General features: G+C 45.1%; 10 protein-coding genes and 1 riboswitch. Of the genes, 1 reads left to right on the top strand and 9 read right to left on the bottom strand.

Annotated elements, in window-relative coordinates; all coding sequences use genetic code 11:
- Positions 1-60: 60 nt before the first annotated feature.
- Complete coding sequence (locus tag BK120_RS06470; protein WP_076266683.1) at positions 61-3,285, bottom strand: glycosyl hydrolase; 3,225 nt, start codon at positions 3,283-3,285, stop codon at positions 61-63.
- A gap of 483 nt (positions 3,286-3,768) precedes the next feature.
- Between BK120_RS06470 and BK120_RS06465 the strand changes: the two genes are divergently transcribed.
- Positions 3,769-5,787: a serine hydrolase domain-containing protein gene (locus tag BK120_RS06465; protein ID WP_083681680.1), complete on the top strand. Its 2,019-nt coding sequence runs from the start codon at positions 3,769-3,771 to the stop codon at positions 5,785-5,787.
- A gap of 122 nt (positions 5,788-5,909) precedes the next feature.
- On the opposite strand, the gene BK120_RS06460 is transcribed toward BK120_RS06465, so the two are convergent.
- The 8 genes from BK120_RS06460 to BK120_RS06425 all read right to left on the bottom strand — a co-directional run bounded on the left by BK120_RS06460 (position 5,910) and on the right by BK120_RS06425 (position 14,457).
- Positions 5,910-6,554: an HNH endonuclease gene (locus BK120_RS06460; RefSeq protein ID WP_076266682.1), complete on the bottom strand. Its 645-nt coding sequence runs from the start codon at positions 6,552-6,554 to the stop codon at positions 5,910-5,912.
- A 102-nt stretch (positions 6,555-6,656) separates the two neighbouring features.
- Positions 6,657-7,343 carry an ECF transporter S component gene (locus tag BK120_RS06455; RefSeq protein WP_076266681.1) on the bottom strand — a complete coding sequence of 229 codons (687 nt, stop codon included), beginning with the start codon at positions 7,341-7,343 and terminating at the stop codon, positions 6,657-6,659.
- Entirely contained in the window at positions 7,331-8,980 is a 1,650-nt protein-coding gene (locus tag BK120_RS06450; protein ID WP_076266680.1) for an ABC transporter ATP-binding protein, read from the bottom strand. The genes BK120_RS06455 and BK120_RS06450 overlap by 13 nt, the downstream gene beginning before the upstream one ends.
- Positions 8,971-9,840 (bottom strand): energy-coupling factor transporter transmembrane component T, encoded by an 870-nt coding sequence (locus BK120_RS06445; protein ID WP_076266679.1) that lies wholly within the window; start codon positions 9,838-9,840, stop codon positions 8,971-8,973. The genes BK120_RS06450 and BK120_RS06445 overlap by 10 nt, the downstream gene beginning before the upstream one ends.
- Positions 9,833-10,606, bottom strand: coding sequence for a DUF4430 domain-containing protein (locus BK120_RS06440; RefSeq protein ID WP_076266678.1), 774 nt, complete (start codon positions 10,604-10,606; stop codon positions 9,833-9,835). Before BK120_RS06440 ends, BK120_RS06445 begins: the two co-directional genes overlap by 8 nt.
- Before the next feature lie 176 nt (positions 10,607-10,782).
- Positions 10,783-10,983: riboswitch (cobalamin riboswitch) on the bottom strand.
- A 14-nt stretch (positions 10,984-10,997) separates the two neighbouring features.
- Positions 10,998-11,663, bottom strand: a complete 666-nt coding sequence (locus tag BK120_RS06435; RefSeq protein ID WP_076266677.1) for an ABC transporter ATP-binding protein — start codon at positions 11,661-11,663, stop codon at positions 10,998-11,000.
- Positions 11,660-13,315 carry an ABC transporter permease gene (locus BK120_RS06430; RefSeq protein WP_076266676.1) on the bottom strand — a complete coding sequence of 552 codons (1,656 nt, stop codon included), beginning with the start codon at positions 13,313-13,315 and terminating at the stop codon, positions 11,660-11,662. The genes BK120_RS06435 and BK120_RS06430 overlap by 4 nt, the downstream gene beginning before the upstream one ends.
- Before the next feature lie 2 nt (positions 13,316-13,317).
- The gene (locus BK120_RS06425; RefSeq protein WP_076266675.1) at positions 13,318-14,457 is read right to left on the bottom strand and encodes a Fe(3+) ABC transporter substrate-binding protein; all 1,140 of its coding nucleotides are present in this window, start codon (positions 14,455-14,457) and stop codon (positions 13,318-13,320) included.
- Between the last annotated feature and the right edge of the window lie 109 nt (positions 14,458-14,566).

Below are 14,566 nucleotides of genomic sequence, written 5' to 3'. Positions count from 1 at the left end.
GTTGACATATTTATGAGAGCCTACCACCCCTTTCATCACCTGCTGCTTTCTTCGTTTTCCTTAATCGAGAAACCGCATCAAATTAGAAACCATTTCAGCCGCTTGCTCACGGTTCACAACTGACTTTGCTAAAATGGAATCATTACTTTTCCCCGCTGTACTTCCAATAAGCTTGGCGACGCGTTCCAACACTGCTGCCGCATCCTGCTTAGTCATGGCTTCGCGCGGACCAAAACTTCCGTTTTCTTTTCCTTTAATAAGCCCGAGCTTTTGAGCTGTTGAAACAGCCTTGGTATACCAGCCATCACTCGGAACGTCGTTAAATGTGTTGCTGGCAGCATCGTCATTCAAATCAAACGCTTGAATAATGATTTGAACAAACTCCGCTCTTGTCACAAGGTCAAGAGGCTTAAATAAACCATTGCCTTTTCCCTGTATGATTCCTCTTGCAGCCAAATAATCGATTGCGTCCTGGCTTGCTGCGGATGAGCCTTTATCCTTGAATGAAACATCTACTGCCGCAGCTGCATATTGACTGAAATGCGTGGGATGAAAAATAACTTTTTTTGTTGTTGCATCGTAATAGCTGTTTTTTACAACCTCAAGCTCGCCGTTTTCTTTGATGTGGTATGTCACGATCGTGTTTGAATTTGCGTCCGTAGCCAATGAATAATTCAAAACAACTTTTAAAGATGCTGCATGAAATGTTGTTATTTTCTTTCCGTCAATGTCAAGATTCAAATCATAAACCTGCGCGCCACCAAGCTTAGCTTGGGCAAGATCGCTCATTTGGGATGGATCGACAATAGCGAATGTGAACGTAATCGTTGCAGATGTTCCGCTTAAATGGCTTGATAATTCGGAAAGTGAAATTGTAATCGCAGCATAACCGATATTCACTTCTATCCGCTCAAGACCTTTGTCTATAGCCTTGGCTATTTGCTCAGCTGGAATATTGACCTTTACCTCCTTAGCTCCTGCTGCTGGAGTCCCGGTAACAAGGATTGTACCCTTTTGAGCTTTGGCGACAGCTGCCTCAAACTCTGCGCTATTAAGCTGAATCGTTTGTTTGCCGCCAGGTCCCGCTGCAGGAGGCTGGCTTGTGTCTGGATTAGACGGCGTAACGATGGGCTCAGACAAAGTGGTTACTTCAATCTGCGGACCGCCAACGCTCCAAACTCCATCTCGTGTAGCCGCTTCTACTTTAAACGTATATTTTGTACCCGCTGCTAGTCCGCTAACCTCATAGCTGCTGCTGGAGCCATTCACCGCAGCCAGTTGAATACCGTCTTTATAAATCAAATAATTTATGATTTCCTGCTCGCTTGATGCACCGCTCCATGACAAGGTCGCGTTCGTTTGATTGACATTTGCTGCTTGTAACTCAGCATTGATCCACTCTGGCGCTTTCAAGCCATAGGTTGACAAGTTGCTCGGCAGCTCATCGAGCGTAATGACATACTCATGGTTGAAGACATGAGTAAGATGCTCGGCCGTATTATAAATACCGTTTCTTATAAAATCACCCGTCCATGTGCTGAACCAGCTCCAGTCTGCACCATATAAAGGCAGCAAATCAGGATCTGGAATCGTTCCGGTCTCCGGAAGTGCCACAAGCTTGCGATCCTTGACGACCTCTACTAGACGATCATATTTATTAATATTTGGGCTATAATCGCCTGCTTGGTTGTAAATGTCGGTGCTAATAATATCAACCACATCATCTCCTGGATACCAGTCGGATGACACGGAGTTCCACACCCAAATCAAATTGTTCAATTGATGCTCGTTTGTTAACCGCTCATACATCAATCGATATAGCTGCTTGGCAGACTCTGGTCCTTTGGCGCCCCACCAGAACCAGCCTCCCTCTGCCTCATGCAGCGGTCTCCATAGAACAGGAATATTAGCATCCTGAAGCCGCTTCAGCTGAATGGCAATCACATCGATGTCACCGAGCAGCAGCTTATACTCCTCTGAATCCGGATGACTAAGCGCATACTCAACATCAAACGTTGTGGAGTCGGTGTAGAAGGCTCTCCACCATTCTTTGCCCGGCACATCGATTAAACCGTTTGGCGAATTCCAATGCCAGCAAAGGGATACGATCCCGCCTCTTTCCGCCCACTCCATCATTTTTTCTGTTTCCTCTGACTTCGTACCATGAGCTACCCGAGTAGGAGAATAGTCGATAAGGTCGAAGGAAACCATCGCAGGAAGCTTGCCGGTTTTTTCATAAATCCACTCCGCATCAGATAATTCCTGCTGGCCGGAAATGATGTTTTTGCCGTAGTTATCAACTAAATAATTCATGAGCGCACGCGCTTCCCTTGTTGCATTGGGGTTGATTAACGACTTTGGAACCTGATGCTCTTTATTCTCGATAGGCATTGGAGTGAGCTTTATATAATCAATGTCATACCAACTCCAATTGGCATCAAAGGTTATCGTGTTGTTTCCTGCATTCAAAAAAACCTTACCTGCCGATATTTCAACAAATTCAGCTGATTCATTAAGATCAACTTCAAATCCTGAAGCCCCGGCTTCTTTTTTATTAACGGTTATTAGCGTTTTTTTGAAGCCGTAAGAAGCTCTGTAACCAAATTCCAGTGTATAAAAACCTTCAGCAGGAGCCGATACATTTAACTGAACAGATCCTCCTGGAATAAAAACATAACCGTCGCCGGAATAGCCGTTTCCAGTAGAGCGTATTTCTGCTCCACCCGCCAAAATCCCCGCTTCCGCTTCATATTGGCTGGTATCTGGCACAATAACGGTATCCGCGGATTCAAGTGTAATGTATTCAATGCCATAATAACCCCAGCCTCTTTCAAAACGAATCGTATTGTCGCCTTGCTTCAGCATAACTTTCCCTGCGGAAGCTTCTGCCGAGACAGAGCCAGCATCCGCAATCGCAGGCAGCTCAATCTCCCCGTTGCTCTGACCGTTTACGAGCAGCGACGTTACCTTCCGTCCATAAGGCGAGTAATAACCAATGTTCAGCTTATATAAGCCAGTTGCTGCTGCTTGAACATGAAAGGTTGCAGCTCCAGGATCACCAGTGAAAAATGAAATGTAACCGTTTCCAATATATTCAATGTCACCTCCTGCAGTTGTAGTTAAAAATTGTGCTGCGCCCTCTACTTCTGCACTTGCTGCTTCATATTTAAAAGCAGATGCAGTCGCGTTTACATAAGGGTAGAGAGGAATGGCACCCATAACAAACGTTAGGATCAAAGCATAAAACAAAACCTTCCGTGTTCCCCATCGGTAGTTAAAACCCATTTCATTCGTCACCTCTAATTCATAATGATGAAGCTATGCTTTTGGGACGTGCCGCCTTGCGATAGTATAATCAGTCCCGACAGAAAACGCTTTCAAAAATGCATCACCTCCTTTCTACGTTTAGTAGACGTAAGTAGCTAAGTTACATGAACAGGAGCATCTTGCTGCATGGGTAAATTTACAAGCTGCATTTCGTTATTGAGAAGATAACATAAATAACATTATTTTTGCAATACAAATAATAAATAACTTTAGAATAACAAATAACACTTTTGTTATTGTCGAATTTGGCCGTATAAATGCTGCACTTTGTCTCATTTGCTAGCTCAAACGAATAACAATTTTCATAAACCTTGCAAACAAAACCTACCCTTTCGACTAAAGTCTAGGTAACAATTAGACCAATGACTGATTTGATGAAATGGCGATTCCATTAAAGTTAAGAGGAAATAAATTACATATTACTTGAAAGGATGGAAATCAATGATGTTGGTGTTTCAACAAAGAAGGAAAAGTAGGAAAGCTTGGGCTCCCGCCCTACTCGCAGCAGTGATCGCCTTTTCGGCCATCTCATTTCCTGCAAGGAGCGTTGAGGCAGCAGGTGCAACTGGCCCCAAGGATGCTAAGGAAGTTGAGGCGTTTGTCGATGAGTTCTTTAATCGTCCTGAGGTTGCGAGCTCGCTAGCTGGAAGTGCAGTGGTAGTGGTGGGCAATGATAAAGTACTGCTGAACAAAGGTTATGGTTATGCCGATGTGGAGAGTAAGAAACCTGTTGATCCTGATAAAACCATGTTCAGAATAGCTTCCATATCCAAAGTATTTACAGCAACAGCCGTCATGCAGCTCGTAGAAGAAGGCAAAATAGATTTGGATCAGGATGTAAGCCCCTATTTGAAAGGTGTGACGATTCCCAATGAGACCGGCAGCAAACTAACGATGCGACATTTATTGACTCATACAACAGGTTTCGACAAAACAGATGTATTGACTGCTCCAGATGCGACCCGCAAAGACTATCCTCTCGAACAATATATTAAAGAGAATTTACCTACCATCGTGCGTAAGCCGGGAGCGGCTTATCGCTATGATAATTTAGCTTTCAATTATCAAGGATTAATCGTGCAAAATGTGACAGGCAAGCCTTTCGAACAAGTCGTTGATGATCAAATATTCCGTCCGCTGCAAATGACAAACAGTGATTTCCGGTTGACGGATAAAGTGCTGGCAAACCTTGCTACCGGCTATAACCAATTAAAGGAGCCTTGGCCGCAATACCAGCTCACGCCTACAATAGCGCCAGACGGGGGCATGTTCGCAACTGGCACGGATATGAGCAAATTTATGCTCGCTCAGTTAAACGGCGGCAAGCTTGGTGAAAATCGTATTTTGCAGGAAAATACAGTTAAGGAGATGCAGCGGGTACAGGTTGGCATTCATTCAGAAATTCCGAACATGGCTTTAGGTTTTGAGATGTTTTTCCAAGAACATTTTAATGGCGAGACTGTCATTGGAAAGGGCGGAGATTTGGAGGGCTATCATTCGTGGATGTGGCTGCTGCCGGAACAAAAGGTAGGCGGATTTGTTGTTACGAACAGCGATGCCAGCGATATACGTGAGCAGCTGTTCGCCGCGTTTATGGATCATTATTACCCTCAAACAGAGAAAGAGCGGCCTGCCATTGCACTAACCAAGGCACAATTAGCACGCTTTGAAGGCAGCTACCAGTATTTGCGCGCCCCGCTCGTTTATTACAAAGTAAAGGCGGAAGATGGTTATTTATCCGTTGCCGGACCCAATAGCACCAGGAAACTAAAACCCGTTGGCGAGCTGCTGTTCCAAGATGAAGATGGAAAACTTGGCGCATTTAAAAAAGATGAAGCTGGCAATATCTCATACTTTTATTATTTGCTAATTGATGCTTGGTGTGAACGTATAACCCCATCACCTACCTATTCAGATGTACCGCGCAATCATCCGTATGCCGATGACATTTATACTTTACGTGATTTGGGCGGGGTTTTGAATCCAACATCTACCCTTTTCGAACCAGAAGGAAAAACGACTCGTGCTCAATTCGCAGCTCAGATTGTACGACTAGCAGGTATTACTAAATCACACCAACCCTCTAAATTCACGGATTTAAAGGCTCATCCATATGAATCAGAAATTCAAACATTGCTAGAGATTCACGTATTAAGCGGTACTTCAGCCCAGAGGTTTGAACCTGACCGATCGATTACAAGGGAAGAAGCTGCTGTCATTATCTATCGATTATCACGTTTTCTTGGTTTCCCTCCCATTCCAGCGAAGCTGAGCGGCAAGACTTCAGCTTGGGCCGAAGAAGCGGTTCAATTCATTGTTGGAGCTCGTTTATATGGACCAGAAATAAAATCAACAGATAAAGGTACAGATTTCCGTTCGAGAGATCCGCTGCTCCATAAGGAAGCTGCTGCGATTTTAAACCGTTTCGCTAAATTATTTGCTTCAAGTGCAGGCATCTAATAAAAAGAAAGACTGCGTAGTCGCCCTTCATCAAGGCGGACTATGCAGTCTTTTTTTGTATAAACGACAGTTGTAACGAAAGCAGTACAACATACGGATCACTCAATCATTCATTAATGCTTCTAAGGAATAAGCTCATCACCGTTCATAAACGTTTGCAAGTCTTGATCAGCCTTCGATTGGTTGCAAGCATTGCAAGCACAAACGCAATTATCCGGCGTTGTATGCCCGCCTTTAGCGCGCGGCAGCATGTGATCGATCGTATCCCCCTGCTCCCCGCAAAAATAACAAATGTGATGGTCACGCTCCAAGATGTAGCGCCGGAATTCCTTATTGCTGAACAATCGGCGTATCGTATGGCGATTGACGATAACCGCAGCATGCTCCTTTACCAGCGTTATCGCAAGCTCTGGCTCAATTTCTTGATACCAGCGCCGTCCTTTATCCGTCTTGCCTCTCATCCAAATCGTACCTTGACGCGTAGGCTTTAGTGCTGCCGGATCATTCGGCAGCGTTATGGATGTCATCGGTGGAACCGGGAATGGTTTGCTGGGATGAGCTTTTCTTCGTATTGCTTTATAATCATTAAGTTGAACATCAGGCAATGGAGCTAAAGCCGCTTTCGCTTGCCTGCAAGCTCGGCATGCACCGCGCCTTGCACCAGCGCCGGCTCGTTTGCCCGTTCGCCGCAGAAACTCAGAGAGCGGTTTCGTTTCCTTGCAAATGGCGCATGGTTTGGCAGCAAGAGGTTCTGTATCATCCATCATTTTTTCCGGAGCATATGATTAGCTATGCAGCCGAATTCGTCCCCTCGTGTTTTTATACTATTGTAGCATTAATATAAGCTCGAGGGGAAAATGGCGTATAAACTATGATTCCAATAAACCGTATTTCCTCTTGAAGCGCTGCAAAATGGCAATCCAGCTGCTCCCAAATACGGCGAGGAAAAAAACATTGGACAGCGCATGCGCTAGATCAAAATAAAAGCTTTGAATGTAGGCAACAAAAATCAAATTCCAGCTCAGCGCGTCCGGCAATCCGATGATAAACCAAATATTCATAATCCAGCCAAACAAGAAGCCCCATCCAAAACCAAATATGAGCAAGCCGGTCTTCGTCTTAATGAGCCAAGTATGCCGCAGCCAACCAGCACTAGCCCCGATCATCCCCCAGCAAAACATTTGCCACGGTGTCCACGGGCCTTGACCTAGAAAGATATTCGATACGACTGCAGCTATTGCGCCGATAATGAAGCCCGATTCAGCTCCAAACACAATCGCAGCAATAATGATGACGAAGGATGTGGGCTGAACGCTCGGCAGCGGCGCAAACGGTACGCGGCTGATGGCCGCAATGGCCGCCAGCACAGCAAGGATAACAATCTCGCGCGCTTCGATCTTCCGTCTCTCAAACCTTGCAAAAAAAGGAATCATCGTGACAAATAGCAACACGATACTTAGCATTAAGTAATGATCATCGGTAATGGCAGAGGATAAAGCCATAGCTGCGATGAACAATCCAATGCTGGCTATGAACCAGAGCTTTATTTTGCCCACGTTGCAATCACATCCTCTGTCGTCAGCGCTTCTGGCAGCCATTCCCGTACCGTTCGATTGATGGCTGTTGTGTAAAAATAATTAGTGCCAAAAAATTGTGCCGGCTCCGCCTCAGCAGATATTGCTCCATCAAACAGCATCGCGCAGCGCGTTGCATGCTCGGCAGCAAATTCAATATCATGCGTGACCATGACAATGGTTTTGCCAGCTTGGCATAACTGCTGCAGCAGCTCCGCTGTTCGCTGCTTGGCTATGGGATCTAGCCCCTTTGTCGGCTCATCCAAGCATAGAACATCCGGCTCACCAAGCAGCACTAACGCGAGCGCCGCTCTCTGCTGCTCTCCTCCGCTCAAATCATAAGGATGCTTCGGCAAAATAGAGGAAATTTGCAGGGAATCGACAACCTGAGCTATTTTCCGATCCCGATCATCGAGTTTGGCGTAATCCGCCATCCGCTGAAGCTCTTCTTCAACTGTATCGTAGCTAAAATAAAGCAGTGGATTTTGCGCCAAATAACCGACATTAACCGATTTATCCCGCTTCAGCTTGCCTCGCTGCGGCTTTAATAATCCGGCCATCATTTGCAGCATCGTAGTTTTTCCAGCCCCGTTGCCGCCGAGCACCGCCAAAAACTCATGCTTGTAAACGTTAAGCGACAGCTTCTTCAACACCTCTGTACTCGCTTTTTCGTATTTAAACGTTATTTCATCACAAGCAAGCAGCCATTCCTTTTTTTCGAGCTCGCTGCTTTCGTTGATTACTGAATGATTTGCGCCTATTGTATGTACGCCGAAAACATTGGAGAGCCACTTCTTCCCTTCACGCACGGTTAGCGGAATTTGATTTGCTTCTGGTAGGGCACCAGCCTTCTGGGTAGATAGAAACAGCTTCGTAACGGAAGGCAGGTATGGCATATCTTTTTGCGCTGCATCAGCACCAACGAGCCGGCATAGCTCCCTCGGCGGCGCGTCGTATTTCACTTTGCCTTCCTCCAGCATAATGATTCGATCTGCAAGTGGAATAACATCCTCCAGCCGATGCTCGCTTATAATAACCGTCATCGACATTTCCTGATTTAGTCGATAAATAAACTGCAGAAAATCTCGCGCCGCTACCGGATCAAGCTGCGAGGTGGGCTCATCTAATAGAAGCAGCTTTGGCTGCAGCAGCAATACTGAAGCAAGATTGATCAGCTGTTTCTGTCCCCCCGATATTTCATGAACGGATTTGTTAATGAGCTCATCCAGCCCAAAGAAATGGCTCATTTCGGCTAGTCTTTTACGCATAACCGCTTGCCCATAACCGACATTTTCCATGGAAAATGCCAGCTCATGCCAAACCTGATCCATCACAATTTGATTTTCAGGGTTTTGAAATACCATGCCGATCTGCTCTGCCGCTTCGACCGCTGGCAGCTCCTCTAGCAATACACGATTATACTTAATGGTGCCTGAGCGTTTCCCCGTAGGCTGCGTTTCTTTTTTCAAGTGCCGAAGCAGCGTCGTTTTGCCGCAGCCGGATGCTCCGCAAAGAACGACAAAATCGCCTGGCTTGATATTTAAAGTAATGTTATCGAGTGCTGCAACCGTTGATTCCGGATAATGGAACGTCAATTGATCAACCTGAATTACTTCCATGACCTTCTCTCCATTTCTTCAAGTAGGACTGGTGTTAAAAGAAAGGCGCAATAGCAAGCGTATGCAATGCCTTCCCCCCTATGAAACTGCATTGTTTCCAGACGCGGGTAAATAGTAAGCACACCAAAACCTTGCATCCAGCCCCAAATGCATACTAGTGCCATTGCTCCAAGAAACAAAAGAACATACCAATCTCTACGATCCATACGATAGATGACATAAGAGCTTCGTTTAGCTGCGCCATACCCTCTAGCTTTCATAGAATCAGCGGTCTGAAGCGCCTCCTCCAAGGACCAGGTCAACAGCACACGAACGAGCAGCATGCCGTCCTTGCTCCGTTTTTTTAAGCTGCCTTCGAGAATCGAAACCCCTTTTATTCGTTGAACCGTAGTAATTTGATCCAGTCTCCGCAAGAAAAGCGGTACGAACCGAATCGACATCGAGGTTAGCAGTGCAGTTCGCGGAGCGACTCGTGAAAATAAATACATCCATTTCTCCGTCGTAACAATCTGTTGAAACGATACAAAGGCAAGTAAAATACACAATAAAGAGAGCATCATCGTCACACCATATAAAATAGCTTCCAACGTGATCGGCTGATCCATAAAATAAAATAAAATATGCCGCCCGCGATGAGAAAACAGCGGGTTAAGAACAGCAACCAAACCGCCCATTAGAACATAATAAGGAAGCAGCTTAAGCAGCCGCTTCCCTTCGCCATGAATGACAATAATAACCGTAATCGCAGCAAGTGACGTCAATAAAAAAACAGGATGAAATAAGAGCATGCCGAATGTAATGACTCCTGTATAATAACTGAAGCTCGTAACCGGATGTACCGAACCGAACGCACTATTCATCGAATTTTGCTCCTATATCCTCGCCAAGATCAGTCGTATACAACCATTCAATAACATCGCCTTCATTAACCTTGTAAACCCCGGCGCCCTTGTTAGGAAACTCACCGTTTACTCGGTACATCCAGCCGCTTTTCGCGCCCAAATCGAATTCGTAGATATTATCGATGCCTTCGATATAAGCGCCGCCTTTAACACCTCTGTATTCCATTTGTATTTTGTTTTTTCTCGTAATTTTCTTCAATACATCTAGAACGGTATCATCCTTCTTGAACTCTACGGCTGTTGGTGCAAGCACCGTTCCCGTATCTTTGTCCGCGACAATTGAAATCGTAACCGTCTGCACAGGATTCGGCGTTGCAACAGGCGTGACGGGCTTCGCAGTAGCCACACTGTCTGTTTTGTTTGGTTTCGCAGAAGCTGTAGGCTCCGTTTTTGGATCATCCAATTTCGGCTCATTTGTCTGCTTCGGCTTCGGGGAAGCCGTAACTTGCTTATCGCCAGCGTTGTCAGTTGCCTTCGCTTTATCTTGATCTTTATCTTCGCTAGGTATCTGCGTTGCCTCTGCCGTTTCTGCTGCTGAAGTACTCGTTGGCTGCTCGTCAGCGGCTTTATCCGCTTCTTGCCCCACTTGTCCTTCGTTGCTGGTTTGTACTTGATTGGTATTGGAATTAACGCTCTGTGCCGGACTGGCACAGCCAGCTAATAAACCAATAACCAGCCATAGGATCATTAAGCTTGGTAACCATTTCTTGCAGATCTTTGCCATCGTCTCTTTTCTACTCCTTTTTGTCTCATTCACACAAACCTTAACAATAAAAAAAAGACCCCCTTCTATTAGGGGATCTGCATGTCGAATGTAAGAATAGCAACCGTATATAACTAAAATATATGATGCGTCCTGCAAAACGATTACGCCTCCACATTCTTTACCCCCGAAGAATGAGAAACAAAATAAAAAAGGCAGGTTTCCTGGCTCGTGCGTCAACGCGATTCTCACACCTTCCCATCCTTGAATTGGACAGTGGCATTTGCAGAGAATCACTCTTCACATACAGTGGCGGGACCGCGCCGGCATTGAACCGGACTTCCCTATTAAGCAAACAAAAGCATGGTTTTGTTTGCACCTTCTCTATTCAATTATGCGATTATTTAATCAATCATATCGGGATTGCTGGGGTTTGTCTATATGGGATTTGAATGATTCGATCGCAAATAGCAGCTGCATCCTCTTGATCATGGGTGACGAACATACAAGTAATTTGGGCTTTGTGAAGCAATCGCTTCAGCTCCTCCCGAATGCTTTGCTTTAAGTGTGCATCCAAACTGCTAAATGGCTCATCCATCAACAGCATCAAGGGAGACGGGGCAAGCGCACGAGCAAAAGCAACACGCTGCTGCTGACCGCCGCTAAGCTCATGCGGATAACGCTTAACGAAATCATTTAACTGTATCAGCTCCAGCATTTCATCCAGCCGTATGAATCTATCTTTTCTCGATAATCGATGTAAACCAAATAATATATTTTGACCGACAGTCAGATGAGGAAACAACGCATAATCCTGAAACACCATGCCTATGCCGCGCTGCTCAGGCTGAATAAACTGCTGATCATCCACTAAAACCCTGCCGCCAGCGGCAATACGTCCCGAGGCAGGAATCTCAAGCCCGGCTATAATCCGCAGCAGCGTGCTTTTCCCGCAACCGCTGTGACCAAGCACTCCAACCACTTCACCCTTCTGCATTTGCATCGTAAAATTTTCTAATACACTCTTTTTCCCATTATCATAGCTAAAAGAAACGTTAGTCAGCTCAAAAAAGTTCATCTGGATTTCTTCTCTCCCAACCAATGATAAACAAAAACAGTTGCCATGCCCACCGTGATTATGAATAAAGACGGTACCGAAGCTTGATGAATTTGCTCATCGCTTGCATATTGATAGGCTTTTGTCGCTAGCGTCTCAAAATTAAACGGGCGCAGCAGCAGCGTCAGCGGCAGCTCCTTCATCATTTCCATAAAGGTAAGCAGGAAGCCTGCTAATATGGAGCCTTTTATTAAAGGTAAATCCACTTTGAAGAAAGTCGCAGTCATTCCTTTGCCGAGCGTTCTGGAAGCTTCAGAATAACGATTGCCTATTTTATCAAATCCCGCTTCCACCGCATTAAATCCTACACCAAGGAAGCGGATTACATAGGCGAAAATAAGCATCACGAGCGACATGCTGAGCACGAGCTTGCTCGATCCAAAGCCTAACCATGAATAGACGCCGCTTAATTGATGGTCTAGGGAAATAAACAAAGCAAGCACGCCAATGGACAAAACAGCACCCGGGATAGAGTAGCCCATTAAAATTAGCTTCGTTGCTGCAAGCGACAAAAGCGACCGATTCAGGCTGCGGCTTACATTGGCGGCAATAACAGCAAGCACCATCAACACGGTAATCGCAACAATGGAAACCAAAAGCGTGTTGGAGACGAGCTGCGTAAATTTGCTGTTCAAAACATCTTGATATGTCCATGTCGCCCAAACGAGGAGCTGAATTACTGGAATAGCGAACGAAAGGGCAAATATAACCGTGCTCACAAAAATAGCAGCAGCTGATCCTAAATAGGATAACTTCCTTCGTTTAAGCGGATTGAGCTTGCTTGTCGCGGAATGATACATTTTTCGCCTGCGAAGCAGTCTCTCCATAATAAACAAACCAATAATAGCGCTCATTAGGAGTGCAGATAATCTCAGGGCAGAATCAACGTCATACATACCAAACCATGTTTTGAAAATTGTTGCAGTAAACGAAGCAATGCCAAAATGTTTGGTTACTCCAAAATCATTCAGTACCTCAAATGCGACGAGGCTGGCTCCGCCGATAATTGCAGCCTGCGACAAAGGCAATACGATTCGAAAAAAAATATGAAGCTGCCCTTTGCCGAGCAATCTTGCGTTTTCTATGAAAGCTGCGCTTTGCTTCTCCATAAAGGTTTTGGTCATCAAATAAATGTAAGGAAATAAAAACATTGAAAATATGAAAATAGCGCCTTTCATGGACAATATATCAAAATAAGCTTGGTTAGGGGTTACGCCGAGCGTATTTCGCATAAAAACTTGTATGCTGCCCGTATAGCTCAGCATAGAACCGTAAGTATAAGCTGCAATATATGGAGGAATAGCCAGTGGCAGCAAAAATGCAAAGTGAAAAAACTTCCGCATCGGGAAATCATAGGCTGCAACAAGCCATGCAAGCGACACGCCGATGACGACGGAGAAAAACACCGATCCTACTACAAGATAGAAAGATTGAACGACAGAATCAAACAGCATATACTCTTTGATTTGCTTCCAGTTTTCATTCGGTTTGTCAAACAAACCGAAAAAAATATAAAGAGACGGAATAAGGGCCATGATGGCCCCTATTACGCTCAATATAACCCAGCCGTTCAATATTCTCTTTAAATTTCGCAAAGAGATGGAAGCCATCATTATTATTTCCAGCCTACCTTAGCCAGAAGCTCGACTGCTTTTTTGTTATGATCGCCCAGCTTGGAGAAATCCAGCTTCTGTGTTTTAAAGTCACCCCAGCCCTTTAACAACTCAGGCTTTTCTGCAGCAGCATTTACAGGAAATTCGAAGCTTCCTTGCGTTAACAGCGTTTGCCCATCCTTGCCTGTCATGAATTCGATCAGTTTAACAGCGTTATCTTTATTCTTAGCGTGCTTAGTAAGGCCTACGCCGCTGATGTTAAGATGTGTGCCTGTCGTTTCTTGGTTCGGGAAGAATACGCCAATTTTCTCAGCAACCTTAACCTCTTCCGCATCCTTCGAATTCAACATTTGCCCAACGTAATAAGTATTCATAATCGCAACATCACCTAGACCAGCAACGACCGCTTTCGCTTGGTCGCGATCTCCGCCTTCAGGATCACGAGCAAAGTTTGCTACAATCCCCTTCGCCCATTCTTCAGCTTTTTGCTCTCCATTTAGTTCGATGAATGAAGCAAGCAGCGACTGATTGTAAAGGCTGGCAGACGAGCGCGCCAATACTTTCCCTTTCCATGCAGCACTTGCAAGATCTTCATAGGTGGATAGCTGCTCCGGCTTTACACGATCTTTGGCATAAACGATAACTCGTGCACGGGTTGCAATACCAACCCAATTGTTCTCGTTATCCCGCAGCTCTGCGGGTACATTGCTATCAACCGTTGTGGATTGAATCGGCTGAAGCACATCATTTTGCTTCGCATAATTTAGAACGCCGCCATCTACTGTAATGAACAGATCTGCTTCTGAGCTTTCTCCTTCTCGCTTCAAACGTTCAACGAGCTCTTCTGCCGTACCTTTAATTTCATTGACTTTAATGCCTGTTTCTTTCGTAAAGGCATCAAACAACTGGCTGTCAACATCGTAATGTCTTGCGGTAAACACGTTTACGACTTGCTCTTTGCCGTTATTCTTACTCGTATCATTACTTCCACCAGCCGCTTCAGTCGTTGCTGGGCTCGCCTCTGGCGATGGCGAAGAAGCATTCGTCTTATCGTTTCCTGCATTATTCGCTCCACAACCTGCTAATACGAGCACTGTCAGCATCGTTAACAATACGACACTTACGATATAATCCTTTTTCATCTTGGTCATACCTCTCATTCTCTCTTTTAATTTGATAATGAAAATCATTACCACCAACTCAACAGTTCCTATTGTAACCGACTAAAATGAGAAAATGCTGTGAAAATAA

It is taken from the genome of Paenibacillus sp. FSL A5-0031, from assembly GCF_001956295.1.
Taxonomy (GTDB): domain Bacteria; phylum Bacillota; class Bacilli; order Paenibacillales; family Paenibacillaceae; genus Pristimantibacillus.
This window is presented reverse-complemented; position numbering and strand designations above follow the sequence as displayed.